This is a genomic window from Pseudoxanthomonas sp., from assembly GCF_002863005.1.
GTDB lineage: Bacteria > Pseudomonadota > Gammaproteobacteria > Xanthomonadales > Xanthomonadaceae > Pseudoxanthomonas_A.
Genome location: NZ_PKDG01000018.1, coordinates 104,645 through 128,507, shown reverse-complemented (window position 1 = coordinate 128,507; position 23,863 = coordinate 104,645). Strand labels below are relative to the sequence as shown.

28 protein-coding genes are annotated in these 23,863 nt (G+C 67.6%); 8 read left to right on the top strand and 20 right to left on the bottom strand.

Going from position 1 to position 23,863, the window contains the following annotated elements; all coding sequences use genetic code 11:
* Positions 1-3: 3 nt before the first annotated feature.
* The 6 genes from CYU89_RS08425 to rlmD form a co-directional block, all read right to left on the bottom strand.
* Complete coding sequence (locus tag CYU89_RS08425; protein WP_296280161.1) at positions 4-573, bottom strand: hypoxanthine-guanine phosphoribosyltransferase; 570 nt, start codon at positions 571-573, stop codon at positions 4-6.
* Entirely contained in the window at positions 573-1,580 is a 1,008-nt protein-coding gene (gene nagZ / locus CYU89_RS08420; RefSeq protein ID WP_296280160.1) for a beta-N-acetylhexosaminidase, read from the bottom strand. Before nagZ ends, CYU89_RS08425 begins: the two co-directional genes overlap by 1 nt.
* Before the next feature lie 105 nt (positions 1,581-1,685).
* A complete protein-coding gene (locus tag CYU89_RS08415) occupies positions 1,686-3,245 on the bottom strand; it encodes a cryptochrome/photolyase family protein (RefSeq protein ID WP_296280159.1) in 1,560 nt (519 codons plus the stop codon).
* A complete protein-coding gene (locus CYU89_RS08410) occupies positions 3,242-3,385 on the bottom strand; it encodes a DUF2256 domain-containing protein (protein ID WP_296280158.1) in 144 nt (47 codons plus the stop codon). Before CYU89_RS08410 ends, CYU89_RS08415 begins: the two co-directional genes overlap by 4 nt.
* A gap of 67 nt (positions 3,386-3,452) precedes the next feature.
* Positions 3,453-3,947 carry a CYTH domain-containing protein gene (locus CYU89_RS08405; protein WP_296280157.1) on the bottom strand — a complete coding sequence of 165 codons (495 nt, stop codon included), beginning with the start codon at positions 3,945-3,947 and terminating at the stop codon, positions 3,453-3,455.
* Positions 3,947-5,290: a 23S rRNA (uracil(1939)-C(5))-methyltransferase RlmD gene (gene rlmD / locus CYU89_RS08400; protein ID WP_296280156.1), complete on the bottom strand. Its 1,344-nt coding sequence runs from the start codon at positions 5,288-5,290 to the stop codon at positions 3,947-3,949. Before rlmD ends, CYU89_RS08405 begins: the two co-directional genes overlap by 1 nt.
* 101 nt (positions 5,291-5,391) lie before the next feature.
* On the opposite strand from rlmD, the gene CYU89_RS08395 reads away from it, so the two are divergent.
* Positions 5,392-6,084, top strand: a complete 693-nt coding sequence (locus tag CYU89_RS08395) for a response regulator (RefSeq protein WP_296280155.1) — start codon at positions 5,392-5,394, stop codon at positions 6,082-6,084.
* Positions 6,085-6,089: 5 nt separating this feature from the next.
* Here the strand turns inward: CYU89_RS08395 and recO are convergent, their stop codons facing one another.
* From recO to rpoE, 9 genes are all read right to left on the bottom strand, one after another.
* Entirely contained in the window at positions 6,090-6,830 is a 741-nt protein-coding gene (gene recO / locus CYU89_RS08390) for a DNA repair protein RecO (protein ID WP_296280154.1), read from the bottom strand.
* 22 nt (positions 6,831-6,852) lie between these two features.
* A complete protein-coding gene (gene era, locus CYU89_RS08385) occupies positions 6,853-7,791 on the bottom strand; it encodes a GTPase Era (protein ID WP_296280153.1) in 939 nt (312 codons plus the stop codon).
* Positions 7,792-7,800: 9 nt separating this feature from the next.
* Positions 7,801-8,463: a ribonuclease III gene (rnc, locus tag CYU89_RS08380; protein ID WP_296280152.1), complete on the bottom strand. Its 663-nt coding sequence runs from the start codon at positions 8,461-8,463 to the stop codon at positions 7,801-7,803.
* A gap of 4 nt (positions 8,464-8,467) precedes the next feature.
* Entirely contained in the window at positions 8,468-8,845 is a 378-nt protein-coding gene (locus tag CYU89_RS08375; protein WP_296280151.1) for a DUF4845 domain-containing protein, read from the bottom strand.
* A gap of 37 nt (positions 8,846-8,882) precedes the next feature.
* A complete protein-coding gene (gene lepB, locus CYU89_RS08370) occupies positions 8,883-9,683 on the bottom strand; it encodes a signal peptidase I (protein ID WP_296280150.1) in 801 nt (266 codons plus the stop codon).
* Positions 9,684-9,829: 146 nt separating this feature from the next.
* On the bottom strand, positions 9,830-11,638 hold the full coding sequence (gene lepA, locus CYU89_RS08365; protein ID WP_296280149.1) for a translation elongation factor 4: 1,809 nt from the start codon (positions 11,636-11,638) through the stop codon (positions 9,830-9,832).
* Between the two features lie 140 nt (positions 11,639-11,778).
* Complete coding sequence (locus CYU89_RS08360; protein WP_296280148.1) at positions 11,779-13,281, bottom strand: DegQ family serine endoprotease; 1,503 nt, start codon at positions 13,279-13,281, stop codon at positions 11,779-11,781.
* 70 nt (positions 13,282-13,351) lie between these two features.
* A complete protein-coding gene (locus CYU89_RS08355) occupies positions 13,352-14,266 on the bottom strand; it encodes a sigma-E factor negative regulatory protein (protein WP_296280147.1) in 915 nt (304 codons plus the stop codon).
* Positions 14,263-14,883 (bottom strand): RNA polymerase sigma factor RpoE, encoded by a 621-nt coding sequence (rpoE, locus tag CYU89_RS08350; RefSeq protein ID WP_296280146.1) that lies wholly within the window; start codon positions 14,881-14,883, stop codon positions 14,263-14,265. The genes CYU89_RS08355 and rpoE overlap by 4 nt, the downstream gene beginning before the upstream one ends.
* 241 nt (positions 14,884-15,124) lie before the next feature.
* On the opposite strand from rpoE, the gene CYU89_RS08345 reads away from it, so the two are divergent.
* Positions 15,125-17,188, top strand: coding sequence for a 3-hydroxyacyl-CoA dehydrogenase NAD-binding domain-containing protein (locus CYU89_RS08345; protein WP_296280145.1), 2,064 nt, complete (start codon positions 15,125-15,127; stop codon positions 17,186-17,188).
* A gap of 67 nt (positions 17,189-17,255) precedes the next feature.
* On the opposite strand, the gene CYU89_RS08340 is transcribed toward CYU89_RS08345, so the two are convergent.
* The 3 genes from CYU89_RS08340 to CYU89_RS08330 all read right to left on the bottom strand — a co-directional run bounded on the left by CYU89_RS08340 (position 17,256) and on the right by CYU89_RS08330 (position 19,184).
* On the bottom strand, positions 17,256-17,789 hold the full coding sequence (locus CYU89_RS08340) for a GNAT family N-acetyltransferase (RefSeq protein ID WP_296280144.1): 534 nt from the start codon (positions 17,787-17,789) through the stop codon (positions 17,256-17,258).
* A gap of 103 nt (positions 17,790-17,892) precedes the next feature.
* Positions 17,893-18,138 (bottom strand): hypothetical protein, encoded by a 246-nt coding sequence (locus CYU89_RS08335; RefSeq protein WP_296280143.1) that lies wholly within the window; start codon positions 18,136-18,138, stop codon positions 17,893-17,895.
* A gap of 176 nt (positions 18,139-18,314) precedes the next feature.
* A complete protein-coding gene (locus CYU89_RS08330; RefSeq protein ID WP_296280142.1) occupies positions 18,315-19,184 on the bottom strand; it encodes an alpha/beta hydrolase-fold protein in 870 nt (289 codons plus the stop codon).
* 147 nt (positions 19,185-19,331) lie between these two features.
* Here CYU89_RS08330 and CYU89_RS08325 point away from each other — a divergent pair, with 147 nt between their 5' ends.
* Genes CYU89_RS08325 through CYU89_RS08315 form a run of 3 tightly spaced genes read left to right on the top strand, consistent with a single transcriptional unit; the run spans position 19,332 to position 20,445 of the window.
* Positions 19,332-19,808 carry an AraC family transcriptional regulator gene (locus tag CYU89_RS08325; protein WP_296280254.1) on the top strand — a complete coding sequence of 159 codons (477 nt, stop codon included), beginning with the start codon at positions 19,332-19,334 and terminating at the stop codon, positions 19,806-19,808.
* Positions 19,805-20,224, top strand: coding sequence for a VOC family protein (locus tag CYU89_RS08320; protein WP_296280141.1), 420 nt, complete (start codon positions 19,805-19,807; stop codon positions 20,222-20,224). Before CYU89_RS08325 ends, CYU89_RS08320 begins: the two co-directional genes overlap by 4 nt.
* The gene (locus CYU89_RS08315) at positions 20,221-20,445 is read left to right on the top strand and encodes a hypothetical protein (RefSeq protein WP_296280140.1); all 225 of its coding nucleotides are present in this window, start codon (positions 20,221-20,223) and stop codon (positions 20,443-20,445) included. Before CYU89_RS08320 ends, CYU89_RS08315 begins: the two co-directional genes overlap by 4 nt.
* A 9-nt stretch (positions 20,446-20,454) precedes the next feature.
* On the opposite strand, the gene CYU89_RS08310 is transcribed toward CYU89_RS08315, so the two are convergent.
* Positions 20,455-21,315: a pseudouridine synthase gene (locus CYU89_RS08310; protein ID WP_296280253.1), complete on the bottom strand. Its 861-nt coding sequence runs from the start codon at positions 21,313-21,315 to the stop codon at positions 20,455-20,457.
* Positions 21,316-21,381: 66 nt separating this feature from the next.
* Positions 21,382-21,600 (bottom strand): polyprenyl synthetase, encoded by a 219-nt coding sequence (locus CYU89_RS08305; protein WP_296280139.1) that lies wholly within the window; start codon positions 21,598-21,600, stop codon positions 21,382-21,384.
* A gap of 260 nt (positions 21,601-21,860) precedes the next feature.
* Here CYU89_RS08305 and CYU89_RS08300 point away from each other — a divergent pair, with 260 nt between their 5' ends.
* From CYU89_RS08300 to CYU89_RS08290, 3 genes are read left to right on the top strand one after another with little or no spacing between them, the layout of a single operon-like run.
* Positions 21,861-22,280: a GntR family transcriptional regulator gene (locus tag CYU89_RS08300; RefSeq protein ID WP_296280138.1), complete on the top strand. Its 420-nt coding sequence runs from the start codon at positions 21,861-21,863 to the stop codon at positions 22,278-22,280.
* Positions 22,277-23,161, top strand: a complete 885-nt coding sequence (locus CYU89_RS08295; RefSeq protein WP_296280137.1) for an ABC transporter ATP-binding protein — start codon at positions 22,277-22,279, stop codon at positions 23,159-23,161. Before CYU89_RS08300 ends, CYU89_RS08295 begins: the two co-directional genes overlap by 4 nt.
* The gene (locus tag CYU89_RS08290; RefSeq protein ID WP_296280136.1) at positions 23,158-23,844 is read left to right on the top strand and encodes an ABC-2 transporter permease; all 687 of its coding nucleotides are present in this window, start codon (positions 23,158-23,160) and stop codon (positions 23,842-23,844) included. The genes CYU89_RS08295 and CYU89_RS08290 overlap by 4 nt, the downstream gene beginning before the upstream one ends.
* Positions 23,845-23,863 lie beyond the last annotated feature (19 nt).

The window sequence follows — 23,863 nt, the reverse complement described above, 5'->3', positions numbered from 1 at the left end:
GGCTCAGTCCTTCAACGCGTAGATGCCCGGCAGGTTGCGGCCCTGCTCGTGGTAGTCCATGCCGAACCCGAACACATACCGGTCCGCCACCTCCAGGCCCACGTAGTCCGCGCAGATGCCCGCCACGCAGCGGTCGTGCTGCTTGGTGGTCAGCGCGGCGATGCGCACGTCGGTGGCGCCCTGCTCCAGGCACCACTGCTTCACGGCAAGCAGCGTGTGGCCCTCGTCGAGGATGTCGTCGACCAGCAGCACGCGGCGGCCATACAGCGCCGTCGCCGGGCGGTGCTTCCACACCAGTTCGCCACCGGTGGTCTCGCCGCGGTAGCGGGTGGCATGCAGGTAATCGAATTCCAGGTCCAGCCCCAACGCACCCAGTTCCAGCGACAGCTGGCCGGCGAACGGCAGCGCACCATGCATGATGGTCAGGTAGACCGGCACTTCGCCGGCGTAGTCGCGCGCGATCGGCGCGGCCATCTGCGCGATGGCGCGGTCGATCGTCGCGCGGTCGACCAACAGGTCGGCGTTGGCCAGCGCGTCGACCAGCTTCGGCCGCGGATTGCCCAGCGTTTCCATCAAGCCACTCCCTTCAGACTGTCGATGACGCGCGATTGCGTCTGGCCGTAGCGGTCATCCGCGATCAGCCCGTCCCATCCCAGCGCACCGCGCCCCAGCACGCCGAGGACGGCGGCGGTGTTCAGCGCGCGGCCTTCCACCGCCTTCAGCGATTCGTCGACCAGCTTCGGCGAGCAGACCAGCACCACGTCGCATCCCGCGTCCAGGTGGTCGTGGATGCGCTGCTTCACGCCGCCGGCGGAGAACGCCGCGGCCATGCCGATGTCGTCGGAGAACACCACGCCCCGGAAACCCATCTCTTCGCGCAGCACCTGCTGGATCCAGAACGGCGAATAGCCGGCCGGCTCCGGGGCGACGGCGGGATACTTCACGTGCCCCATCATCACCGCATCAGCCTTGGCCTCGATGCCGGCGACGAAGGGCACGAGGTCCTCGGCCCGCAGCACGTCCAGCGGGCGCGGATCGACGGCATCGTCGAAGTGGGTGTCTTCCAGCACCGTGCCATGGCCCGGGAAATGCTTCAGCGTGGCGGCCATGCCGGCGCTGTGCATGCCGCGCACGTAGGCGCGGGTGAACTCGGCCACGACCTGCGGATCGGCATCGAACGCGCGGTTGCCGATGGCGCGATTGCCGCGCGCCAGGTCCACGACCGGCGCGAAGCTCAGGTCGACGCCGCTGGCGATGATCTCGCTGGCCATCAGCCAGGCGTGTTCCTCCGCCCGCTGCAGGGCGAGCGACGGATCCTGCGCGTAGAGCTTGCCGAAGCCTTCCAGCGCGGGCAGGTCGCTGTAACCCTCGCGGAAGCGCTGCACGCGGCCGCCTTCCTGGTCCACGCAGACCAGTTGCGGACGCGGCGCGGCGGCGCGGATGGCCTGCGACAGTTCCGCCACCTGTGCGCGCGAGGCGAAGTTGCGGGTGAACAGGATGACGCCGGCGACGGCGTCGTGCTGCAGCCAGTCGCGCTCCTGCGCGGTGAGTTCGGTGCCGGCGATGCCGATGACGAGCATTGCGGTGGAAGCCTCATGGGCGGCGCCCGGGGGCGCGGGGCCTGCATTGTCGCAGATGCCCGTGCAGCCGTCAGACCGCGCCGTTCACACGGCGGCCGCATCGCCTCAGAGCGATGCCAGCGCGCCGCGCACGTGGCGTGCGTGCGCAGACAGTGCTTCACGGGTCACCGTGTCCATCCGCGCCCACTGGCGATAGGGCAACGCCATGCGCGGGTTGCGTTCCAGCGAGGCGCGGTTGCGCTCCAGGAAATCCCAGTACAGCGCATTGAACGGACAGGCACGTGCGCCGGTACGCTGCCGGCGGTCGTACGGGCAACCCCGGCAATAGTCGCTCATGCGATCCAGGTACGCGCTGCCGCTGACGTACGGCTTGCTGGCCAGCAGGCCGCCATCGCCGAACTGGCTCATGCCCAGCGTATTGGGCAGCTCCACCCATTCGAAGGCATCGATGTAGACGCCCAGGTACCAGCGGTGCAACGCCTGCGGGTCCAGCCCTGCCAGCAGCGAGAAATTGCCGATCACCATCAATCGCTGGATATGGTGCGCATGCGCCTGCGACAGCGACTGGCCCACAGCCTCGGCCAGGCATCGCATGCGCACGCGCCCGGTCCAGAACCAGTCCGGCAGTGGCGTGTCATGGCCGAAGTGGTTCAGTGCCGCATAGTCCGGCATCTTGGCCCAGTAGACGCCGCGCACGTACTCGCGCCATCCCAGGATCTGGCGGATGAAGCCCTCGACGGACGCCAGCGGTGCGTGCCCCTCGCGCCAGGCCTCTTCCGCACGCGCGATCACCTCGGCCGGCCGCAGCATCTTGGTATTCAGCGCAAAGGACAGCAGCGAATGGAACAGCCGCGGCGCTCGCGTGCTCATGGCATCCTGGTACTGGCCGAACCACGGCAGCGCGTGGACGACGAATGCCTCCAGGTCGGCCAGCGCCTCGTCGCGACCGAGGGGCCACCTCAACGCATGGGCCTGCGGTTCGCCGAAGCTGGCGATGCCGGCCGCCTCGATGGTCGCCCACAGCCCGCGATGGTCGTGCGGCCGGCGCCAGTCCGCGGGTTCGGCAGGCGTGCCCGGCCAGGCCGCGCGGTTGTCGTGGTCGAAATTCCAGCGTCCTCCGGCAGGTGTGCCGTCGGGCTCCAGCAGCACGTGATGCTGTCGCCGCATGGCGCGATAGAAGGTCTCCATGCGCCACTGCCGTCGCGCTCCGAACTGCCGGGCGGCCTGGTCGCGGGCGGCCAGGAAGTGGACATCGGGTGCGCGTTCGACGGCCAGATCGAGCGACGCCGTCCACGCCAGGAGCTGGGCATCGAGACGCCACTCGTCCGCAGGCTGATAGGCGAAGGTGCTGGCACCATGGCGCGCGAGCAGCGCATCCAGGTTGCGGGTCAGGTGCTGGTGATTGCCGGGATCGTCGATCGCCACGTAGTGCACGCGGTGGCCAGCGGCGCGCAGGCGCGCGGCGAATGCGCGCATAGCGGCGAAGATCGCGAGGATCTTCTGCGCGTGATGCAGCACGTAGTCGGTTTCCTGCCGGATCTCCATCAGCACATGGACCACGCCCGGATCGAGGCGGGAAAACCAGGGATGCTGCGGATCCAACTGGTCGCCGAGCACCAGCCTCAGCGTATGGGCCGGCGACGTGTCCTGCCCGGGCGGCATCATGCACGCGCCTTGCGCTGTCGCCGGCAGCGCTCAGAACAGTGGGCGACTTCGTCCCAGATTTCACGCCACTTGCGCCGCCAGGTGAAGGGACGACCGCACGTGCGGCAGGGCTTGCTGGGCAGGTCGGATTTGCGGCGCATGGTCGGGACGGTGGCGTGTCACCGCTCGTACGTGGGCGCGCCGCCGATGGATGCGGCAACGGCGGACTCACTCGCGCGGCCAGCGCCCATACGGGTGGCTGGCCAGCGCGAGGTTGTAATAGCGCGGATCGTCGGTGACCTCGGCGCCCAGCCAGCCGGGCCGCTCGAAGGCCTCGTCGGAGTGGCCCAGCTCGATCTCCGCCACCACCAGGCCGGCGTTGTCGCCGAGGAATTCATCCACTTCCCAGAGATGTCCGGCATGCCGCACCAGGTGTCGATGCTTCTCGATCCGTCCGCCCACGCACAATGCGAGCAGCGCACGGGCATCTTCCACCGGAATGGCGTAATCGAACTCCTGCCGGGTTGGACCGAGTTCGCGCGACTTGAGGTTGAGGTAGGCTCCGCTGCCCTGGATGCGCACCCGCACCGACGCCTTCTGTTCGCCGCGTTCGATCGCGCCGCTGTCGTTGAGATAGCCCTGCGCCATCGGCACGACGTCATGCGCGGCCTCGCGCCAGGCATCGCTCGCGACCAGGAACTTGCGCTCGATCTCGGTGCCCATCAGCGCCGCTCGAACAAGGCGATCGACTCGACGTGCGCCGTGTGGGGGAACATGTCCATGGCACCCGCCGACACCAGCGCATAACCCTGCTCGTTGACCAGGTAGCCGGCATCGCGCGCCAGCGAGCCCGGATGGCAGCTGACGTACACGATACGGTCGAACTGCTTCAGCGGCAGCTGCTGCAGCACCTCGATGGCGCCGGAACGCGGAGGGTCCAGCAGCAGCTTGTCGAAGCCCTGCCGCATCCAGGCCGTGCCGCGCTGGTCCTGGGTCAGGTCGGCGGCATGGAACTGCGCATTCGCCAGGCCATTGCGCTGTGCATTCTCGCGCGCACGCGCCACCAGCCCGGCATCGCCTTCGACGCCGACCGCTTCGCCCACCCGGCGCGCCATCGGCAGCGTGAAGTTGCCGAGGCCGCAGAACAGGTCCAGCACGCGGTCCTGCGGCTGCGGATCGAGCAGGTCGAACGTGCGCGCGATCATCTTCTCGTTGAGCGCCGCGTTGACCTGGATGAAGTCCAGCGGACGGAATGCCAGCGACACGTCCCACGGCGCCAGCACGAACGCCAGCTGCGGCGCCTCGGGCCACAGCGCATGCACGCTCTCCAGCCCGCCGGGCTGCAGGAAAATGGCGAAGCGGTGCGCGCGTGCGAAGGCGACGAGTTTCTCGCGGTCGCCGTCGCTCAAGGGCTGCAGGTGGCGGAACACGAGGGCGACGCCACTGGCGTCTTCGCTGGCATCGCCGGCGATGAACTCGATCTGCGGGATGTGTTCGCGCGCGTCCAGGCTTTCGACCAGCGTGGCGAGATCGGCGACCTTGCCCCCGATCTCGGGAATGACGGTGTGGCACTCGCGCAGGTCGGCGACAAAGCGCGGATCCTGTTCGCGAAAACCGACCAGTGTCTTGTCCTTCTTGTTGACCCGGCGTACCGAGAAACGCCCCTTGCGCCGGTAACCCCAGCTGGCGCCAGTCAGGGGCGGCAGCACGGTCTTGGGTGCCACGTGCCCGATGCGTTCCAGGTTCTCCAGCAGCACGCGCTGCTTGGCTTCGATCTGGCGCGCTTCATCCAGGTGCTGCAATACGCAGCCGCCGCACGTGCCGAAGTGCGGGCAGCGCGGCGTCACGCGGTCGGGCGAGGCGTCGAGCACCTGGAGCGCCTTCGCCTCGTCGAAATGGCGGTTCTTGGCGGTCTGCTCGGCCATCACGCGCTCGCCGGGCAGGGCGCCCGACACGAAGACGGCCTTCCCCTCGCGACGCGCGACACCGCGGCCGTCGTGGGTAAGGTCGGTGATGAGGGCTTCGAAAGGGGTCTTGTCGATGCGAGGGGAGCGGGGTCGTGCCACGTGGCGTCAGGCTGCGTGCGTTTGGCGGGGCCGCATTGTCGCATGGCCACCGGCAGCGTCCGCCGACGCTAAGATGGGCCAGTCCCGCAGGAAGCCCGACCATGCCCGCCCTTCCCGGCACGATGCCGTCGATACTGCTGGTGGAAGACGACCCCGTCAGCGCCCTCTTCCTGTCGGCTGCACTCGAGGCGCTGCCCGCCCGCGTGCGTGTCGCCGGCAGCTGCGCGGAGGCGCTGGCCTTCGAAGGCGCGTTCCATGTCTGGCTCATCGATGCCAACCTGCCGGACGGTACCGGCACGGTATTGCTGCAGCACCTGCGCATGCGCGACGCGTCCGCGGTCGCGCTGTCGCATACGGCCGATACGACGCCCGCCATGCGCGACCGGTTGCTTCAGGCAGGCTTCGCCGACGTCCTGACGAAGCCGTTGGCCGCGCAGGTGCTGCGGGACGCCGTTCGCGCTGCGCTGGATCCGCGAGGTGGCGCTGCATCGCCGGACTGGGACGATACCGCGGCGCTCGGCGCGCTCGGTGGCAACCATGCCCATGTGGCCCTGCTGAGGCAGCTGTTCCTGTCCGAACTGCCCGCCACCCGGTCGTCCTGCCTGGATGCCTTCGGACGTGGCGACCGCGCCGCGTTGTGCGCGCACTTGCACAGGCTGCAGGCCAGTTGCGGCTTCGCCGGCGCCACGGCGCTGTCGGGCGTCGCATCGCGCTGGCATGCGGCCCCCGGCGACGAAGGCCTGCGCGACGCGTTCGTCGCCGCCACCGATCGCCTGTTGGCGACCGGGTCCTGACGGCGTCAGTCGCTCGTGCGCTCGGCGCGCTTCAGCCGCCCCAGATCGCCGATCATCTCCCACGACTTCAGCCCGCGCGGCCCCAGGTGGTGCGCCAGTACCGATCGCATCGGCAGCCGCAGGCTGGCCAGGTCGTCGGGGGGCGGCGCGACATCATCGGCCAGCGCCAGCAACGCCCGACCGGTGGCCGTCTGGCTTCGCTCGTGGTGCCCGCGATCGCTGTGCAGGCGGCGCGGGCCATGCTCCGGATCAAGCCGGTAGCGTGCGGCGGGGTCGACCGGTTCGCCATCGCCATCGCAATCCAGGGCGAAGCCGAAGCCCAGCGCTTCGATCAGGTCGCGCTCGAAGCGCCGCAGCGACCACGCCAGCCCGTCGCGCTGGCGCAACTGCTCGCGCGTGCGGGCGTAGGCGTCGAACAGGTCGGGCAAGGGATCATGGCGAGGCGCGAGGCGCAGCACCACTTCATTGAGGTAGAACGCGGCCAGCATCGCGTCGCCGGCAGGCTGCGGGGCGGCATCGAGCGCTTCCGCACTGACCAGCCTGGCCAGTTCGCCACGCTGATCGCCCTCCAGACGGATCAATTGCAGGGGCTGCAGTGCCGCGCGCACCACGTGCTTCTTCGGGCCCTGTACTCCACGAGCGATCAGGCCCAGGCGCCCGTGGTCGCGACCGAAGACCTCGACCAGCAGGCTGGTTTCGCGCCAGGGACGCGCGTGCAGGACGAAGGCGGTGTCGCTCAGGCGCATGGAGCCGGGTGTCGCCGGAGGTTCACTCGTACCCGAAGGCCTTCAGCGCGGTCTCGTCGTCGGACCAGCCTTCGCGCACGCGCACCCAGGTTTCCAGGAAGACCTTGCGGCCGAACAGGTGCTCCATCTGCTGGCGCGCCTTGCTGCCGATGTCCTTAAGGCGCGCCCCACCCTTGCCGATCACGATGGCCTTCTGGCTTTCGCGTTCCACCCAGATCACCGCGCCGATGCGCGCCAGGTCGCCCTTCGGCGACGCCTCGGTTGTGAAATTCTCGATCTCGACGGTGGTGGCATACGGCAGTTCGGCGCCGAGCTGGCGCATCAGCTGCTCGCGTACGAGTTCGGCGGCGAGGAAGCGTTCGCTGCGGTCGGTGATCTCGTCCTCGCCGAACATCGGCGGCTGCTCCGGCAGCAGTGCCAGCACATCCTTCACCAAGGCGTCCAGGCCATTCCGCTTCAACGCCGACACCGGATGCAGCGCCGCGAATTCGCGGCCCTGCCCGACCTCAGCGAGGAAGGGCAGCAGCGCCGCCTTCTCCTTGATCCGGTCCACCTTGTTGACCACCAGCACCACGGGAATGCCGGCGTCGCGCAGGACGTTGTAGGCCAGCGTATCTTCCTCGTCCCACCGGCCGGCCTCGACCACCATCAGGGCGGCATCGACCTCTTCCAGCGCACCTCGCGCGGCGCGGTTCATCACCCGGCTCATCGCCGACGCCGAGAACTTGCCCTGCTGCCTGTGCAGGCCGGGCGTATCCACCAGCACGATCTGGCCAGCGGGACGGTCCTTGCCCGCAGCGAAGGTCGCGATGCCCAGCAGGCGGTGCCGCGTTGTCTGTGGCCGGTTGGACGTGATGCTGACCTTGGCGCCCACCAGCGCATTCGTCAGGGTGGACTTGCCCACGTTGGGGCGACCGATGACGGCGACGCTGCCGCTGCGGTAAGAGGAGGATTTACTCACCTGACGTACTCATTTCGAAATGTCGAGCTTATCGAGCAGCGCCGCCGCGGCGACCTGTTCTGCATTGCGGCGCGAGGTACCCTCGCCGTCCGCGGCAAGCGGCGGGTCGAGCGTGGTACAGCGCGCGAGGAAGAGTTTGGCGTGATCGTCGCCGCTTTCGGACACCAGTTCGTACACCGGCAGCGGACGCTGGCGGCCCTGCAGCCATTCCTGCAGGCGGGTCTTGGCATCCTTTTCCGGGCGACCGACAGGGAGTGCGGCCAGCGACGCCTCGAACCACGGCAGCACCACGGTGCGGCAGGTTTCGAAACTGCTGTCCAGGTAAATGGCCGCGACGACGGCTTCCAGCGCATCGGCCAGGATCGAATCCCGGCGATGGCCACCCGACTTCATTTCGCCGGGCCCCATCGTCAGGCGCTCGCCCAGCTGGAGTTCGCGCGCGATGGCCGCCAGCGCGGCTTCGCGCACCAGTTCGGCGCGTGCGCGCGTCAGCGCGCCCTCGTCCGCCTTGGGCCAACGCTGGAAAAGCGTTTCGGCGACGAGGAAATTGACGATGCTGTCGCCCAGGAATTCCAGGCGTTCGTTGTGCGGCGCCCCCGCACTTCGATGCGTCAGGGCCTGCGCAAGCAGGCCCTGATCGGTGAAGGCATGACCGATGCGATCAACCGCCAAGCCCTTAGTCCGCGCCGCGCCGCGTCATGGCCTGCTCGGCGTTGAAGTTGCCAACCACGTCGAGGTTGCCCACCAGCGGCCGGCGTACCTCGTAGCTCACTTTCACGTTCCAGCCGCCTTCCATACGCTCGATCTTCACCTGCGACGGTTTGACGTTGTCGGAGTAATTGATGTTCAAGCGCCTGAAGAAAAGTTCCTGGATGCGCGCAGGGTCCATGTCGGCGACACCCTGCTCGTTGGCCAACCCTTTCAGGGACGATTTGACCGCGTAGAACTCCTGGTACATCGGGAACAGGCGCATGGTGATGTAAGCGGCGAAGCCCACCACGGCCAACACCATCACAAAGCTCAACAACGTCATGCCATTCTGATTGCGCTTCATCGTCATTCCCCCGTCGATCCCCGTTAGCGTTGGTTGCTTATTCGATGCCATTGCCGATGCGCGAGGCATCGAAGCCATTCTTGCAGACCCAGCCCTCGCAGTTCAGCCAGACCAGGAACGCCTTGCCCCGCAGGTTCTCTTCCGGCAGGAAATGGGTCTGGGTCCAGAACCGGCTGTCCTCGCTATTATCACGATTGTCGCCCATGACAAAGTAGTGCCCCGGCGGGACCACCCACTCGCCCTGGCCTTCGGGACGGGCGCTGCCCAGCCATTCCAGCACGGTGTGCGGACGCCCCGGCAGCTCCTCCTTCAGCAGCGAAGCCCCCGTTTCTCCTGCACCGCTGCCCTTGCCCACGTAGTCGCCCAGCTTCTGGTACGCGAGGGGCTGGCCGTTGACCGAGACGGTATCGCCATGGAACCCGATCCTGTCGCCCGGCAGGCCGATGACGCGCTTGATCCAGTTGTTCTTGGGGTCGTGCGGCGGCTTGAAGACCACCACGTCGCCGCGCGCCGGCTCGCCGAGGGCCACGACCTTCTGGTTGGTGATCGGCAGGCGCAGGCCGTAGGAAAACTTGTTGACCAGGATGAAATCGCCGATCAGCAGGTTCGGCATCATCGAGCTGGACGGAATCTTGTACGGCTCGGCGATGAAGCTGCGCAGCACCAGCACCACGGCCAGCACGGGGAAGAACGCGCGCGAGTAGTCGACCAGCACGGGCTCCTCGTCCAGCAGCCCTCCCCTTGCCTGGCGCCGCTTGGCCAGGAACAGCTTGTCGGCCAGCCACACCACGCCAGTCAGCAGCGTCAATACCACGAGGATCGTTTCGAACCAGACCATACACACTCCGTTGAATGGCCCCTCTCCCGCCGGGAGAGGGGTTGGGGTGAGGCTAAGTCGAAGTCCTCGCGCTCACAGCTTCGCGGACTTCGCCGTACCCTCATCCGGCGCTACGCGCCACCTTCTCCCGCGGGAGAAGGAAGACGCTACTTGCTATCCACCTGCAGCACCGCCAGGAAGGCTTCCTGCGGAATCTCCACGCGGCCCACCTGCTTCATCCGCTTCTTGCCCTCTTTCTGCTTCTCGAGGAGCTTCTTCTTGCGGGTGATGTCGCCACCATAGCACTTGGCCAGCACGTTCTTGCGCATCGCCTTGACCGTGCTGCGCGCGATGATCTGCGAGCCGACGGCGGCCTGGATGGCCACGTCGAACATCTGCCGCGGGATCAGGTCCTTCATCTTCTCGCACAGCTCGCGACCGCGCCGGTCGGCGTGGCTGCGGTGTACGATCAGGCTGAGCGCATCTACCTTGTCGCCGTTGATCAGCGTGTCCAGGCGCACGAACGGGCCAGGCTGGAAGCGCAGGAACGAGTAGTCCAGCGATGCATAGCCACGACTGACCGATTTCAGCTTGTCGAAGAAGTCCAGCACCACTTCGGCCATCGGCAGCTCGTAGCTGATCTGCACCTGGCTGGCGAGGTACTGGATACCGATCTGCGCCCCGCGCTTTTCTTCGCACAGCTTGATGATCGCGCCGATGTAGGCTTCGGGCGTCAGGATGTTGGCGCGGATGATGGGCTCGCGCACCTCGTCGATCAGGTTGGACTGCGGCAGTTTCGCCGGATTGTCCAGCGACAGCACCGTGCCATCGGTCCTGAGGACTTCATACACCACGGTCGGGGCGGTGCTGATCAGGTCCAGGTCGTACTCGCGCTCCAGCCGCTCCTGCACGATCTCCATGTGCAGCATGCCGAGGAAACCGCAGCGGAAACCGAAGCCCATGGCCTCGGAGCTTTCCGGTTCGAAGCGCAGCGCGGCATCGTTCAGGCGCAGCTTCTCCAGCGCCTCGCGCAGCGCCGGGTAGTCCTCGGCATTGACCGGGAACAGGCCGGCGAACACGCGCGGCTGCATTTCCTGGAAACCGGGCAGCGGGCCCGGCGCGGGGTCGCCCGCCAGCGTCAGGGTGTCGCCGACCGGCGCACCGTGGACGTCCTTGATCGACGCGGTGATCCAGCCCACCTCGCCCGCGCCGAGCTTCTTCAGCTCCTTGCGCTTGGGCGTGAACACGCCGACCTTGTCCACCTCGTGGGTGCGGCCGGTGGACATCACCAGGATCTTGCTCTTCGGCCCGATCTCGCCCTGCATCACCCGCACCAGCGAGACCACGCCCAGGTAGTTGTCGAACCACGAGTCGATGATCAGCGCCTGCAGCTTGTCGGTGTCGCGCGGCTGAGGCGGCGGGATGCGCTGGACGATGGCTTCCAGCACCAGGTCGACATTGAGGCCGGTCTTGGCGCTGACGGCGACGGCATCGTCCGCGTCGATGCCGATGACCGCCTCGATTTCCCGCTTGGCACGCTCGATGTCGGCGGTCGGCAGGTCGATCTTGTTGAGCACCGGCACCACTTCCAGCCCCTGCTCCACCGCGGTGTAGCAGTTGGCGACCGACTGGGCTTCCACGCCCTGGGCGGCGTCCACCACCAGCAGCGCGCCTTCGCAGGCGGCCAGCGAACGGCTGACTTCGTACGAGAAGTCGACGTGGCCGGGAGTGTCGATGAAATTGAGCTGGTAGACCTGCCCGTCCTTCGCCTTGTACGGCAGGGACACGGACTGGGCCTTGATGGTGATGCCGCGCTCGCGCTCGATCGGATTGGAGTCGAGCACCTGCGCTTCCATCTCGCGGGCCTCGAGGCCGCCGCAGAGCTGGATGATGCGGTCGGCCAGGGTCGACTTGCCGTGGTCGACGTGCGCGATGATGGAGAAGTTGCGGATATTCCGCATGGAATCGGAGGACATGGGGGGCGGCGGCCTGTGCCGTCGTCAGGAATAACGGGCGATTATCGCACGGACGGCGGCCCGGCTTCCCGATCCAAGGGGCAGACAGACCGAAATGGCGACGCCCCGCCGTGGGGCGGGGCGACCGCCTGCGCAGGGCCTCAGCGCTTGTCGAGCGTGATGGCGAGGAACCGCGTCCCGTAGTTCGGGTGCTGGACCAGCAACATGACGGTATCGCCGGCCCTCGCCCGGGCAAGTTCGCGGTCCAGCTCAGCGGGCGTCTCCACCTTCGTGCGGCCCACCTGCAGGATCGCCATGCCGGGAGACAGGCCCGCCTCGCGCGCAGCCGCACCATCGACCCGACTGACGATGACGCCTCCCTGCCCCTCCAGCCCCATGCGTTTGCGGGTCGCCGCGTCCAGCGGCTGGGTCTGGATGCCCAGCGCATTGGTGCCCGAGGGCGCCGCCGGCTGGTCCGGGAGGGTCTGCGGCGTTCCGGCCGTTTCCGTCGACTCTTCCAGCGCACTGAGGATTACATCGATGTCGCGCGCCTTGCCATCCCGGAAAACGGTGACGACCGCCTTGCTGCCCGCACCCAGCGGTCCCACCAGCGGCGGGAGCTCTTCGCGGGTTCCGATCTTGCGTCCGTTGAATGCGGTGATCACGTCACCCGGCACGATGCCGGCTTTCGCGGCGCCGCTGGTCGGCTCCACCGTGACCACCAGTGCACCGTTGGCATCGGGCAGGCCGAACGCCTTGACCTCGTCGGCACCGATGTTCTGCATGCTGACGCCAAGCATAGCGCGGCTGACCTTGCCAGTTGCCTTCAGCTGCTCCACCGCGCTCATCGCCAGGTCGATCGGGATCGCGAAGCTGATGCCCATGTAGCCGCCGGACACCGAGAAGATCTGCGAATTGATGCCGACCACTTCACCGCGCGTATTGAGCAGCGGACCGCCGGAATTGCCCTGGTTGATCGCCACGTCGGTCTGGATGAACGGCACGTAGCGCTGTTCGGGGGACGCGCTGCGGCCGACGGCACTGACGATGCCTGCGGTGACGGAATGGTCGAGCCCCAGCGGCGAGCCGATCGCCACCACCCATTGACCGGGCTTGAGCGTGGTCGAGTTGCCGATGCGTACGGTCGGCAGGCCCTTGGCATCCACTTTCAGCAGGGCAACGTCGTACTGCTGGTCGCTGCCCACCACCTTGGCGGTCAGCTCGCGGCGATCCGGCAGGGTCACCTTCACCTCGTCCGCGCCATCGACCACGTGGTGGTTCGTCAGCACGTAACCGTCGGCCGAGATGATGAAGCCCGACCCCATCGAGGTGCCCCTACGCTGCGGCCCCTGAGGGCCCGGACCCGGCATCTGGAAGCCGGGCGGCAGCATGCGGCGGAAGATTTCGGGGATATCGGCCTCCTCGTCCGTGCCCGCGCTGCGCCGCGTGCCGATCCTGGCTTCGACGTTGACCACCCCCGGGCCCACCTGCTCGACCAGTTGAGTGAAATCGGGCAGCCCGGTCACGAGTTGCGGCGCCACCGACTGCGCGACCGCCGGGGCCGCCGCCACGGACGCAGGCGCCTCCGCTTGTTGCGCGCAGGCAGCGAGTGGCGCGGTGAGTATCAGCATGGCCAGCAGGCCGTTACGGGCGTGAGGGGTCATCGAACGCATGCCTCGATAAGTGGGAAGTACGGGAGAACGCGCATCCGGCAGATCGCCGCATGCGCGCGTGTCAGTCGCGCGGCACGTCGACCGGGGCGGAGACCGGCGGCGCGGAAGGCAGGCGGGGCTCGAAGGGGTAGAACGTCCGCATGGCCGAATCCGAGGCGTAACCCGTCGTCACGCCACCGGTTGCAGACGGATAGGCGGACAGGGCGGATCGCGGCCAGGGACGCGAGGCGACGGACGCGGTCTCCTGGCTGCGATGGGAGAACGGATTGATTGTCGACGGCAGCGGCGAGGCGGACGCCAGGGCGGCGACAGGGTCGGAAGACACGCTACGCGATGTGGCGCTTGCACGAACCGGGGCGTCGGCACGCGCCACGCTCTGGGCACTTCGCGCGGCCTGCTGGTTGCGGGTCGCGCTGCGACGCGCCGCTTCCTGCCGGCGCGGCACGCTGGCCGCCACCGCGACGGCCGCCGCCGCATAGGCTTCGGCATCCGGCGCAGGCGCAGGCGCGGACGGGGCTTCGGGCATGGCGGCTGGCGATGTGGCCTGGGCCGACGCCATCGACGTGCCGCTGCTGACGGGAACCTCTTGCGGGGACTGCTGGCGCGCCATGAACAGCGCAACCAGCGCGACGGACGCCGCCAGGGCGCCGCCGCCCCAGCGCGCGAGCAGGCTGCGCGGACGCGTCGGTATGGATTGGGGCGAGCTCGCGGCCGCAGGCGCGGTTTCCGCCGCGATCGCCTGCGCCACGCGCCCGGCGAAACCGGCTGGCGCCGGTGCGCGGCCTTGCCCGCGCAGTACATCGCCGCACAGCTGCCAGCGCTCCCAGCAGCCTACCAGTTCGTGGTCGTGCTGCAGGCGGCGCAGCAGGAAGCGCGCCTCGTCGGCGATCAGCTCGCCGTCCATGAGGGCGGAGAGCTGCTGGCGATGGTGGATGTCGAGCTTGTCGATGATCGGTGTCTCGTTGCGGGCGGTCATGAGCGGGCACGCTCCCGGGTTGTGCTGTCCACGTCCAGCAAGGGACGCAGTTGTTCGTCGATCGCCTCGCGCGCGCGGAAGATGCGGGAACGCACGGTGCCGATCGGGCAGTCCATCTTCTGCGCGATCTCCTCGTAGCTGAGGCCTTCGACCTCGCGCAGGGTGATCGCGGTCCGCAGTTCCTCCGGCAGGCCATCGACCGCTTTCATCACCGTCGCCTCCATCTCCTGGCGCATCAGTTCGCGCTCTGGGGTGTCGGTGTCGCGCAGCCTTGAGCCGATGTCGTACTGCTCGGCGTCGGCGGCATCCACGTCCGCGGTGGGCGGGCGTCGATTGTGCGCGACCAGGTGGTTCTTGGCGGTATTCACGGCGATGCGGTGCAGCCACGTATAGAACTGGGAATCGCCCCGGAAACTGCCCAGCGCGCGATAAGCACGCAGGAACGTCTCCTGGGCCACGTCCTGGCACTCGCTCCAGTCATGGATGTAACGCCCGATCAGCGCCACCACGCGATGCTGGTACTTGCGCACCAGCAGGTCGAAGGCCGCGCTGTCGCCGCGTTGCACGCGCCTGACCAGCTCGAGGTCCAGCTCCTGGGTTGGATCAACTTCGGCCATGCCGGGCCCCACTCCTGTCGGCTCGGCGGTGGCCGGGCCCTGTGACCGCGCTAGCGGGGGAAAGTTCAACGCCTTGTCCAAACCGTTGCCCTATCAAGAATTTAACCGGCGCAACGGGAACATCCCCGGTGCCGTGGTCACGCCCGTGACGGCGTTCCCTTTCCATATGTGGATTTGACGGGGACGAAACAACCTCGGGATGATAGCGGCCTTCTCCATACGTGAACGGATGGTCCCCTGCATGGCCGCGAACTTCGATGGGCTGCGATTCAGTCACTGGCAGACCGAGCTGCGCGCCGACGGCATCGTCGTGCTCGCGTTCGACCGCCAGGGCGCCAGCGTCAATGCGTTCTCGCAGGATGTCCTGATCGAACTGGCCGACATCATCGAACGCCTGGCCATCGATCCGCCCAAGGGCGTGGTGTTGCGTTCGGCGAAGGCGTCGGGCTTCATCGCCGGCGCGGATCTGAAGGAATTCCAGGAGTTCGACCGCAAGGGCACCGTCAACGATGCGATCCGCCGCGGCCAGGCCGTCTTCCAGAAACTGGCCGACCTGCCCTGCCCAACGGTGGCAGCGATCCACGGCTTCTGCATGGGCGGCGGCACCGAGATTTCGCTGGCGTGCGACTACCGTGTGGCCAGCAGCGATCCGTCCACCCGCATCGGCCTGCCCGAAGTGAAGCTGGGCATCTTCCCCGGCTGGGGTGGCAGCGCGCGCCTTCCGCGCCTGGTGGGTGCGCCGAAGGCGATGGACATGATGCTCACCGGCCGCACCCTGTCGGCGAGCTCGGCCAAGGCGATGGGCCTGGTCGACAAGATCGCCGAACCGGCCGTGCTGGTCGACGCCGCCGTCGCATTGATCGCGTCGCGCCCGCAACGCCCCTTCAAGCAGCGCTTCACCGGCTGGATCAGCAACAGCTGGCTCGCGCGCCAACTGCTGGCGCCGCAGATGCTCAAGCAGGTCGCTCGCAAGGCGCCGAAGGCACACTACCCTGCGCCCTACGCACTGATCAACGTCTGGAAGACCGCCGGCGGCAAGGGCATCCAGGCGCGCCTGGATGCCGAGCGCAAGGCGGTGGTGAAGCTGGCCGGCACGCCGACCGCGCGCAACCTGATCCGCATCTTCTTCCTCACCGAACGGCTCAAGGGCCTCGGTGGAAGGGACCACGGCATCGCGAATGTGCATGTCGTCGGTGCCGGCGTGATGGGCGGCGACATCGCGGCGTGGTCCGCCTACAAGGGCTTCAACGTCACCCTGCAGGACCGTGAGCAGCGCTTCATCGATGGCGCGCTCTCGCGTGCTCAGGAATTGTTCGCCAAGAAGGTGAAGGACGAGAGCAAGCGCCCCGCCGTGGCCGCGCGCCTGAAGGGCGACCTGGCCGGCGATGGCGTGCCGCAGGCCGATCTGGTGATCGAGGCGATCATCGAGAACCCCGAGGCCAAGCGCGATCTCTACCAGACCGTCGAGCCGCGCCTGAAAGCCGATGCGCTGCTGACCACGAATACCTCGTCGATTCCGCTGACCGAACTGCGCGAGCACATCCAGCGTCCGGCGCAGTTCGCCGGCCTGCATTACTTCAACCCGGTGGCGCTGATGCCGCTGGTGGAGATCGTGCAGCACGATGGGCTGGACGAAGCGAACGTCAAACGCCTTGCCGCGTTCTGCAAGGCGTTGGACAAGTTCCCGGTGCCGGTCGCCGGCACGCCGGGCTTCCTGGTCAACCGCGTGCTGTTCCCGTACATGCTGGAAGCCGCGACCGCGTATGCCGAAGGCATTCCCGGCCCGGTGATCGACAAGGCCGCGGTGAAGTTCGGCATGCCGATGGGACCGATCGAACTGATCGACACCGTGGGCCTGGACGTGGCGCAGGGCGTGGGTGCGGAACTGTCGCCCTTCCTCGGCCTGCAACTGCCCGCGGCACTGGCCACGGTGGAACCCGGGAAGCGCGGCAAGAAGGACGGCCAGGGCCTGTACAAGTGGGAGAACGGCAAGGCCGTCAAGCCGCAGGTGCCGCAGGAGTACAAGGCGCCTGACGATCTGGAAGACCGCCTGATCCTCCCACTGCTCAACGAAGCGGTCGCCTGCCTGCACGACGGCGTTGTCGCCGATGCCGACCTGCTCGATGCCGGCGTGATCTTCGGCACCGGCTTCGCTCCGTTCCGCGGCGGCCCCATCGAGCACGTGAAAGCGGTCGGCCCCGACGCATTGCGGGAAAAGCTCAAGGCACTGCAGGCGCGCCACGGCGACCGCTTCGCGCCGCGCCCGGGCTGGGACAATCCGGCACTCCGTCAGCCAACGGTCTGATCCGCGCATGGAAAAGGCCGCTCCCGAGCGGCCTTTCTCTTCCCGCGCCCAGCGTGGGGCGAAGATGTCAGCCCTCAGGCAACGCTTGCGTCATCACCCAGTCTTCCTTCGGGTCGTCGCCGATGTAGAAGATGGACCGGCCGACGCTCTGGAAGCCGTGCTTGCGCCAGAAGCGGATTGCCTGCGGCGCCTCCTGCCAGACGGTAAGCCATGCCGAACGCGAGCCTCGCAGCTTGGCCGCCGCCAGCAGGTGCGAGACCAGCACGGCGGCAATGCCCTTGCCGTGGAAGGCCTCGTCAAGGTAGATGCGCGCCAGTTCCACTGTGGGCCGCAGCACCACCTCGGTCGGCGGCACCGTGCCCCAGCGCAGCTGCGCATAGCCGGCCCACACGCCGTCCTGCTCGACGATCAGGGTCAGCGTGTCGGGGTCTCGGATCTCCTCGGCCTGGCGCTCGGGCGAATACATCGCCGCCACGTGCGCCGCCACATTCTCGGGCGTGCTGCAGTGGCCGTGGGTGGCAAGGAACGTGCGCCGCATCATCGTGGACAGGGCGGCGGCTTCGGAAGGGCGTGCGGGGCGAACGGTGATACCGGCTTTCATGCCGTAAGTCTTGCCTGTTTCCATCCGCAAGACAACGCAGGCACGCACACGGAGAGGTCAGCGCACCTTCACCAGCCGATGCCAGGGGCTCACCAGAGCATGGCTAGCGTCGCGCGAACACCTCGGGCGGCGTGCGTACCGGGCTGCGTTCGGCCACGACATCCTCGATGACGCCCAGCTGCGCCGAGAAATCCGCCAGCCGCGACCAGACATAGGGTCGCAGATCATCCGGCGCGCGGTCGTAGACCTGCCGCCACAGCGCATCCATGAACGCGCGCGGATCCTCGCGCAGCGCCCCGCGCTCGATGCGCTGACCCGCCGCGGCCAGGATGGCCCGAATGTCCGCCAAGGTCTCCATGCCTCGAGACTAAGCCGCCTGGATGCCCATCGTGTGACACGAGACGTCGATTTCCGACGATCGGCGCGGTTCTGTGAAGCCGGTTACGGATCGCGCCCCGGCGATGCATCCGAATCGCGACCGCTGTGCGCAGGAATGACGCGCTGCGCCACGCCGGGGCACCGCGGTCACGACGTGGGGATGTCTTCGCGGAACAGCCACAGCATCGCGCGCCGGTAGGTTTCGCCGATCGTCGCCGCATGGGTGCCGTCCTGGATCGTCAGCAGGGTCACCCGCCATGGTGCACCCATCGACGCTATGGACCAGTGCGTGGTCCAGTCGCGCGCGATGCGCTGGCGCTCGGCCGTATCGCGCGTGCCGCTGGCGACTGCCACGCGCAGGTCAGCGCGCGTGTGCGGGCGCGCTGCGACAAACAGCGCTTCACGCGCCGGCCCGGGTGAGGGATTGCTGGCGATTCGTCCCCAGAACAGGTCCGGATCCTGTAATGCGGACCACAGCACGAAGTAACCGGCGCGCGACTGTCCCACCAGCACGCGCCGCGCCGGGTCGGCGGCATAGCGACGCTCGACTTCGGGCACCAGGTGCGCGCGCAGGAACGCGAGATAGCCCGGCGCTCCGCCCTGCTCTGCGGTGGGATCGCTGCCCGGCGCCGTGAAATCGACGTGGCGCTTGTTGATAGCCGGGTCGAAGCCACCGTAGGCGATGCCGACGATGATCGCTTCGGGCAATCGCTCGTCGTAATGCAGGAACAGATGCGTCGGCGCCAGCAGCGGAAACAGGCTGTCGCCGTCCAGCACGTACACCACCGGGTAGCGCGTGGCCGATCGGGCGTCATAGCTCTCGGGATAGCGGACGTAGACGTGGTGCACGCGACCGGAACCCGGATCGGTCAGCGGGAAGTAGTCGCCCTTCAGGGCGGGGAGGTGTTCCAGCGGAGTCGCCGGAGGATGAGACGCGGCCGCGGGCGGCGCTGCGCGGGCCGTCGACACCGCCATCGTCAGCAGCCCTGCGAACAAGAGGATCGTGCAGCGGATCATGCAGAATCTCCATCACGGCCGCGCCCTGCGGCGGTGCCCATTATGGCGACCAGCGACCGCTCCAAGCGACAACGAGGGGGCAGACTATGCGCAGCCATCACGCCCGGCCACCCTCTCCTCGTGATCACCTCCAGTAGCCTATTGCCCATCACCCAGAGCCCAGAACTGCTGCGCCGGCTGTTGCGCGCCAAGGACCGGATGGATGCCTTCCCCGACCAGGCGTGGGCGGTCGAGCGGCTGGCGGAGGTCAGCGCCATTTCGCCCGCGCACTTCGCGCGTTCGTTCAAGCAGGCCTTCGGCCTGCCGCCGCACCGCTACCTGCTGACGCGGCGCATCGAACGCGCGGCATCCCTGCTGCGCGATACCGACGCACCGGTCATAGACATCGCCCTGAAGACCGGCTGGACCAGCATCGGCACCTTCGGCCGCATCTTCCGCGACATCACCGGTGAAAGCCCGCGCGAGTGTCGCCAGCGCGCACGCGCATCCGCGACCCTGGCCGGCGCCATCCCCGAGTGCGTGCTGCGTGCGGCCGAACGTCCTGACCTGAAGACCGCAGTTTTGGAGAAGCGCAGGCAGGCCGTCGCAGCTACGGTGGCGCCCCCAACGAAGGAGGTCCCATGATCCAGGGCATCGATGTGATCGGCGTGTACGTCCGCGACCAGGACGAGGCGCTCGCGTTTTACGTGGAAAAGCTCGGCTTCCGCGTGCAGGCGGACGTACGCAACGGCGACTATCGCTGGCTGACGGTGCAGCATCCCGAACAGCCCTCGGTGCAACTCGGTCTGTTCATGCCAGGCCCGCCCCTGCACGACGCCGTCACCACCGCCGCGCTGGACAGCCTGGTCGCCAAGGGCGCGATGCCGCCGCTGGTGCTGACAGTGAAGGACTGCAAGGCCACCTACGAAGCCCTGAGCGCGAACGGCGTAGAGTTCATCCAGGCGCCCATCAGCCGCTACGGCCAGGTCGATGCGGGCTTCCGCGATCCTTCCGGCAACGGCTGGAAGATGATTGAACGCCAGCACAAGGAGATGCCGTGAGCATCGCGCGTCTTTCCCGCCAGAGCCATCGCGGGCTATCCATCGTGTTCACCCTGACTGTCGTGCTCAACTTCGCCTGGCGGGCGGCGATGATGGGCGAACCACCGGCGTGGGTGACGTACTCGCCCCTGCCGCCGTTGTTCCTGCAGTTGATCACCGGGCTTTGGCTGTTCGCCCTGCCTTGGCTGGGCAGCAAGCGCGCAAGCGCCGCGGGCCCGTGACGATGGTGCTCACGCGTCAAGCGCAAAGCCGCTGGTGAAACAGCGCTCGATCCCGAGGAGCGGATCCATGAACGCAAGCCGCTCGGCCAGCAGTTGCAAGGGCGCCGCATGGTCGCCGACAGCGCGATGGCGCACTGAGGGATATAACGTATCGCCAGCGATCGGCGCGCCGAGTGCGGCCATGTGCACGCGCAGCTGATGCTTGCGGCCAGTGACCGGCGTCAGCGCGTAGCGCCAGCGATTGCCGCCGCGCGCGATGACATCGATGCGTGTTTCGCTGTTAGCCACCCCTTGGACTTCCTGCACGCGGAAGAACGGTTCGCCGGCGACGATCCGGCTGGTGCGGATGCAGGGGAACACGAGGTGCGGTAGCGCCGGCGCGATCGCCTGATAGCGCTTCTCGATCCTTCGCTCGCGGAACAGCGCCTGGTAACGCGCGCGGCTTTCCGGCCGGGTGGAGAACATCACCACCCCCGCGGTCTCGCGATCGATCCGATGCAGTGGCACCAGTGCGGGATTGCCGGTGCGGCGGACCAGGCGCGCCAGCAGCGTTTCGCGGGCGTGCCGGCCCGCGGGCACGACGGGGAGGAAGTGCGGCTTGTCCGCGACGAGCAGGTCGTCATCCAGGTGCAGGATGACTTCCTCGAACGGAATGACGGGCTCCTCGGCGACTTCGCGGTAGTAGTGGATGTCCAGCCCCACACGATAGGAGCGGGATGGGGTCACCGGGTTCCCGTCGCCATCCACCACGCGTCCGCGCGCCATCCGCTCGATCCATTGCACGCGTGGAATGGCGGGAAAACGTTCGCACAGGCAATCCAGTACCGTCGGCCATGCGCCGGGCGGCAACTGCAGCGTGCCGGGCGACAGTCCGTCGATGTCGGGGGGGCGAACACGCCGCCCGGAGCGCGGCGCAGGGCCAGGCATGGCGCCGCTTTACTTCTTCAGCCCGGCAGCCACTTCCCGCACGCTGAGTCCGAGTTCGAGCTGGAGACGCACGTACTCGCGCTCCTTCCGCGACAGCGCGCGACCGACCTCGATGCGCACGTCTTCGGCTTCCAGGATGCGCAGGATCCTCGGCATGGCCGAACCGATGGCGTCCTGACCATAGCCGGCTTCACGCAATGCAGCGGTCAGGAGGGTCTCGAGGTCCATGGTGCGTCCGGGTCCGGCAGGGGGTCGCATTGTGCATCAGCCGGGTCGCACCCACCCCACCCGGTCCACGCCGCAGCACGTCGGCCGCGGGCAGCGATCCGCCGGCGAGCGATGCATTGACGGCAATGAACTACTGTGTATACTCACTATACACAGATGCCGACTTGGGACTTCTACGCTTGGCTCGCGAAACCGATAGGGGTGCTTCCCTCGCCACCGCTGCATCGCCACGCAGCGTGCCTCACGCGCACGGGGGTTGAATGGATACGGACCTGCTGTTGTCTCCCCATTCGATCACGCCGATGTACGAGCAGATCATCGCGCAGGTGGTCGCCAAGGTCATGGCCGGCGAATGGAAGGCCGGCGCGCCGCTTCCGTCCATCCGCGAGCTGGCAGCGGGCAGCAGGGTCAGCGTGATCACGGTCAAGCGGGCCTACCTGGAACTGGAACGGTCTGGCGTCATCGTGACGCGGCAGGGCAAAGGCTCGTTCGTGGCCGAGAGTCTCGACGCCACGCAGATGCTCGCCGCCCAGGAATTCCAGTCGCAACTCGCCGGCCTGCTCGAGGCGGCCAGGAAACTCGGCCTCGACCGCCGGCAGGTCCTCGATCGCGTCGAACAGGCCCTGTCCGACGAACCCGACAAACCCCTCATCGATCCCGACGGAAGGAAGCCACGATGACACTCGCCATCGCACTCGAAGGCGTGCACAAGCGGTACGACGACTTCGCGCTGCGCGATATCGACCTCGCGCTTCCCACGGGCCAGGTCATGGGCCTGGTCGGCGTCAACGGCGCCGGCAAGTCGACGCTGTTGCGGTTGTTGATGGGCCTCGTGCGGGCCGATGGCGGCAAGGTCGACGTGCTCGGCCAGCCCATGCCACACGCCCAAGTCGCGGTGAAGCAGGAAGTCGGCTACGCCTCCGACGACATGCGCCTTTACCGCGGGCAAAGCCTGCGCTGGCACATGGACTTCGTCCGCAGCGTCTATCCCGCGTGGGACGAAGCCTATGCGCAGGATCTGCTGAAGCGCTTCGACCTGCGGCCGCACCAGGCGCTCGCCGGGTTCTCGCACGGACAGCGCGTGAAGGCATTGCTGATGCTGCTCTTCGCCCGCCATCCACGCCTGCTGTTGCTGGACGAACCGACCACGGGACTGGACCCGGTCGCGCGCGGCGAGGTGCTGGACGCACTGGCCGATGTGTTGCGCGACGAGGAACGCTCGATCCTGTTTTCGTCGCACAACACTGCCGACATCGAACAGATCGCCGATTCGATCACCTTCCTGCATGGCGGCCGCGTGGTCGCGTCGCGCGACAAGGAGTCCTTCCTCGACGGCTGGCGGCGGATCCTTTGCCGTGGCGCTTCGACCGACGCGCTCAGGCGGCTGCCCGGCATCGCCTCGATCCGCGACAGCGCGCCCCTGCTGGAAGTGAAGACCGGCGCCTTCGACGCCACCACGCTGCCCGCACTGCAGGCCATCGGTCTCCACATCGAATCAGTCGAGCCGATGGCGCTGGAAGACATTTTCGTCACCACCGTCCGCGGAGGGAACAAAGCATGAACTGGCTCGCATCCGATGGCGCGATGGTCCGCAAGCTGATCGTCAAGGACTGGCAGGTCTACCAGAAGCAACTCGCCGGTTTCGTCGCCGGCCTGTTGCTGGCGCTGGGGCTGGTGGGCATGGGCACGCCGCTGCTGGCCTCGGCGGGCGCGCTGCTGTTGCTGGTGCTACTGCTCGTGGTGGGTTCCTACGCCATCCAGTCTTCGGTGATGCTCGAACGCAAGCAGCAGACCCAACCCTTCGTCATGAGCCTGCCCGTGACGCCCATGGACGTGTTCTGGGGCAAGTTGCTGGCCAACCTGGTCATCTACCTGGTGCCGTTCCTGCTGGTCGGCGGCGGCCTGCTGGCGCTGGTACTGACCACGCCCCGCCCGGACGGCATGGTGCCGTGGCTGGTCGTCGTGGCGTTGTTCATGCTGGCCAATTTCTGCCTCTCGCTGTGCATGGTGATCGCGGTGGATTCCGAAGGCTGGAACGTCTTCGCGATGCTGGCACTGATGACGCTGATCGGCCCCTTTCTCTACTGGGTCACCTCGATGCCCGGAATTCGCGAGCACCTGCGCGGCGATGCCATCGTCTGGAGTGCGCAGGTGCTGGGACTGATCGGCGCCGAACTGGCGGCGATCGGCATCGCCATCCTCATCGCCGGCTGGGTGCACGCGCGCAAGACCTCGTTCCTCTGAGCAGCGCCACCATGCCGCC